This window comes from Bifidobacterium sp. UBA744 (genome assembly GCA_002298605.1).
Classification (GTDB): Bacteria; Actinomycetota; Actinomycetes; order Actinomycetales; family Bifidobacteriaceae; genus Bifidobacterium.
Map to the genome: position 1 here is coordinate 63,699 of DBKS01000027.1, position 4,399 is coordinate 68,097.

3 protein-coding genes and 1 pseudogene are annotated in these 4,399 nt (G+C 62.8%); 3 read left to right on the plus strand and 1 reads right to left on the minus strand.

Going from position 1 to position 4,399, the window contains the following annotated elements; translation table 11 throughout:
• Window positions 1-464, plus strand: a pseudogene (locus B2994_RS03065) (sugar ABC transporter ATP-binding protein); the annotation flags it as partial.
• Window positions 465-584: 120 nt separating this feature from the next.
• On the plus strand, window positions 585-1,997 hold the full coding sequence (locus tag B2994_RS03070) for a DUF4032 domain-containing protein (RefSeq protein WP_291526929.1): 1,413 nt from the start codon (window positions 585-587) through the stop codon (window positions 1,995-1,997).
• Between the two features lie 178 nt (window positions 1,998-2,175).
• Here B2994_RS03070 and rlmB read toward each other — a convergent pair whose 3' ends face one another.
• On the minus strand, window positions 2,176-3,156 hold the full coding sequence (rlmB, locus tag B2994_RS03075) for a 23S rRNA (guanosine(2251)-2'-O)-methyltransferase RlmB (RefSeq protein WP_291526915.1): 981 nt from the start codon (window positions 3,154-3,156) through the stop codon (window positions 2,176-2,178).
• A 224-nt stretch (window positions 3,157-3,380) separates the two neighbouring features.
• Between rlmB and B2994_RS03080 the strand changes: the two genes are divergently transcribed.
• The coding region (locus B2994_RS03080; RefSeq protein ID WP_291526916.1) for an HAD-IC family P-type ATPase at window positions 3,381-4,399 on the plus strand (1,019 nt) is incomplete at its 3' end.

Consider the following 4,399-nt stretch of genomic DNA (forward strand, 5'->3'; position numbering starts at 1 on the left):
AGCTGTACGATCGTCCGGCCAATGTCTTCGTCGCCGGCTTCATCGGCTCCCCGTCGATGAACATCAACACCCATCCGGTGGTCAACGGCCACGCCAAGATCGGCGAGGACACCATTGCCCTGCCGGCCGACGCCGTCGCCAAGCTGACTGCGGAAGATGACGGCAAGATCGTCGTCGGCTTCCGTCCCGAGGACGCCACCCTGGCTTCCTCCACCGACACCGACGCCTTCTCCCTGAAGGTCGCCAACGTCGAGGATCTGGGTTCCGACGGCTACATTTACGGCCACATCATCACCGATGAGAACGACCCGGCTGAGAACACCCTCATGTCCGATCAGAACAAGATGACCACCGTGCGTGTTCCTCCGCGTCAGCTGCCGCAGGTCGGCTCCACTGTGAAGATTCACATTGATCCGGCCAAGATGCACCTCTTCGCTCCGTCGACCGAGCTGCGTCTGAACTAAGGGCTTTTCGAGGCGATTCTTTTCCTCTCTATCCGCCTCGTAAAAGTGGCCCCGCACCATTGCAGGTGCGGGGCTTTCCTATTTATATGGGATAACCCTTCGAGTACATTGGGAAGCATGATGACACCAGGAACCGATCTCAATCTTCTGGATCCGCGCGCGGCCAAGGCCACGTCCGTCAAAGTCGAGGACGAAGCGGCCGGCGCCGCCGAACCAACGGCACTGACCATTACCGCGGCCAGTTCCAATCCAAAAATGTTCACCTTGCCGTGGGAGCAGCCGCTCGCCACATGGCCCAAGGAACTGCTCGCCAACCTGCCGCGAGGCATTTCCCGGCATGTGGTGCGTTTTGTGCATGTGGGCAATGATGTGTACGCCATGAAGGAGATCACGCGCAGTGTCGCCGAACGCGAATACGAGCTGTTGCGGCGCTTGGAGAAACTGGAGCTGCCGTGTGTGCAGCCCATCGCGGTGGTTACCGGACGCCATAATCGTGAGGGTGAACGCCTTGAGGCGATTCTCGTCACCAAGCATCTCAAGTTCTCGCTGCCGTACCGCGCGCTGTTCGCCCGCAACCTGCGTCCCGACACCGCCGAGCGGCTGATCGACGCATTGGCCGTGCTGATGGTCCGCTTGCATCTGGCCGGATTCTACTGGGGTGATGTGTCGCTGTCGAACGTGCTCTTCCTGCGTGACGCCGACGCGTTCACCGCCTTCCTGGTGGATGCGGAAACCGGTGATCTCCATGTGTCGCTTACCGAGGGACAGCGTGAATACGATATTGATCTGGCACGCACCAACATCATTGGCGAACTCATGGATCTGAGCTCCGGCAAGCTGCTGCCGGACGATGTGGACGAGGTCGAGGTGGGCAACCGCCTGGCCGAGCGCTACCATTCGCTGTGGAGCGCGCTTACCGACACCGAGAAATTCGGACCGGATGAGATGTGGAAGATCGAGAAGCGCGTCAATAAGCTCAATGAGCTTGGATTCGACGTGGATGAGCTCGAGATGAAAACCGCCGAGGACGGCAAGCGTGTTCTGGTGCGTCCGCGCGTGGTGGACGCCGGGTATGCGAATCGCAAACTGCTGCGGCTCACCGGCCTGGACGTGCAGGAGAATCAGGCGCGCCGCCTGCTGAACGATCTCGACGCCTACCGTGCGTCAACATGGCGTGAGGGTGAGGAATTGGAGATCGTCGCCACCGACTGGATGCGCGAGGTCTTCGAACCCACCGTGCGCATGATTCCGAAGGAGTACCGTTCCGCCATTGAGCCCGCGCAGTTCTTCCACGAGGTGCTGGATCATCGTTGGTTTCTTGCGGAAAAGGCCGGGCATGACGTGCCGATGGCCGAGGCGGTGGAAAGCTACATCACCAACGTGCTGCCGGATTACAAGATCGATTCGAAGACGATGGAGCAGCTGAACGACGAAGCGGATGCCGGCGTGATCGACGACGAATCCGCATACGACGATTCGGACGACGGCTACAATCCCGACGATGATCCGGATGCCGCCGTGTGGAGCCACTGATCGTCCCTGCGGTGACTGGGGGTTCTGTGGCGTCCGGAGTCTTGTGACGTCCGGACGCCGTTGCCCGCCGCCAGTGGTCGAACGACAATGAAGCCGGGGTTGGAACCGTTCCAATGGGTTCCAGTCCCGGCGTCGTATGCTGCGAAGGTTCAGGCCTTGTCCAAGCCTTGTTCAAGCCTTATTTGGTTGCGGCTCGGGCAGTGGCCACGGCGTACAGGCTGATGCCCGCGGCCACCGAGGCGTTGAGCGACTCGACCATCGAACTGATCGGAATGCCGGCGATCGCATCGCATTGCTCGCGCACCAAACGGCTCAGCCCCTTCCCCTCGGAACCAAGCACCACCACCAGTGGGTCGGTTTCGAAGCCGGTTTCGCCGACCAGCGCGTCGCCGCCGCCGTCAAGGCCGACCGCGTAGTAGCCGCGCTCATGCAGCGACTGGATGGCCTTCGTGAGGTTGACCACGCGAGCCACCGGCATATGGGCCGCAGCTCCGGCGGACACCTTCCAGGCTGCGGCGGTTACCGACGCGGAACGCCGCTCGGGCAGGATCACGCCATTGGCGCCGAACGCCGCCGCCGAACGGATCACGGCGCCGAGGTTCTGCGGATCGGTCACGCCGTCAAGCGCAATGAACAGCGGACGGGCCTTGACGCGCGCCGCCTGGCCCGCGCCCTCCATGGCACGTGCCTTGCGATCGGCCTGATCCACCAATTGGTTGAGCGGTGTGTATTCGAACGGACGGACCTTCAGAATCACGCCCTGATGGTTGCCGGATCGTGCGATGCGATCCATTTCCAGGCGGTCCGCCTCCAGCAGGTGCAGTCCTTGGGAGCCGGCGAGCTTCACGATCTCGCGGGTGCGGTCGTCATGCTCGATGCGGGCCGCAATGTACAGCTGCAAGCTCGGCACGCCTACGCGCAGTGCCTCGAGCACCGAGTTGCGGCCGTATACCAGCTCGTCGGAATCGGAAGTGAACTTGGCCGCGCGACGACGGGCCGCCAGTCTCGGATCGGCCGCCTTGCGCCGGTCCGCCACTTTCTTGGCCCTGAACGCCTTGTGATAGACGCGATCCTCCGCTTTCGGGGTGGGGCCCTTGCCCCTCAGCGCGTTGCGATGTTTGCCACCCGACCCTTTGGTCGGTCCTTTTTTCATAGCCATATGGTCCATTGTCCCAGCACCCCGCCCCAATCGCGCAATTCCACCATGCGCGGCGACGGTGTTTGCCGTGGGCGGACGCCGGGTATGCAACGGATATGCAATAATGAGTGAGACGTCGGCAAGGTTCCGCCGGCGCACACGCAACCGCGCAACGTGAGCGATACGGCAATGAAACCGTCCGCACGCGTTGACTACTCCGCGGCTGACCGAGGAGCAATGAGATCATGGCTACTGAAGCCTTGGATCAGTCCACTACACCGGCCACCAAACAGGCTTTGCCCACAGACACGGACCCGTCGCTGACCGATGCGACCGCAGTGGCCCGGGCCCTGCATGTCGATCCGAACGCCGGATTGAGTTCGGCCGAGGCCAGGCGGCGTCTTGAGGAATTCGGGCCTAATCGGCTGGCCGGCGCGCCGCCCGTGCCCGCATGGAGGAAGTTCCTGCAGCAGTTCCAGGATCCGCTGGTCTACCTGTTGCTTGTGGCAACCGCGATTTCACTGGTTGCCTGGTTCATTGAGCGCGCGCACGGTACCGGCGGCGAGGCGCTGCCGTTCGACGCCATCGTCATCGTGCTCATTCTGATTCTGAATGCCGTGCTTGGCTATATTCAGGAGGCCAAAGCGGAGCAGGCCGTTGACGCGTTGAGCAAGATGGCGGCCCCGCAGACCAGCGTGCTGCGAGACGGTGCCATTGTGCGCATCAACACCGTGGATGTGGTGCCGGGCGATGTGATCGTGCTGGCTGAAGGCGATTCCGTCTCCGCCGACGGCCGTCTGTTTCAAGCGGCGTCGCTGCGCGTCGCCGAAGCCTCGCTGACCGGCGAATCCGTGCCGGTTGGCAAAAAGCCCGATACGCTGGCCGAGGCCAAGGCGCTGGGCGACCGCGCCAACATGATCTTCAACGGCACTTCCGTTACGCAGGGCACCGGCCGGGCCATCGTCACCGAAACCGGCATGGGCACGCAGGTCGGCAAAATCGCCGACATGCTGTCCGCCACCGAAGACGACGATTCCCCGCTGCAGAAGGAAATGGACCGCGTCGCCAAGATTCTGGGCGTCGCCGTATGCGTCATCGCCGTGCTGGTGCTGGTGGCGCTTGCCGTGATGAGCGGCTTCCATTCCCTGCAGGATGTGATCGATTCGCTGCTGCTGGCCGTCTCCCTCGCCGTGGCGGCCGTGCCCGAGGGGCTGGCCGCCATTCTGACGGTGGTGCTGGCGCTTGGCGTGCAGCGCATGGCCAG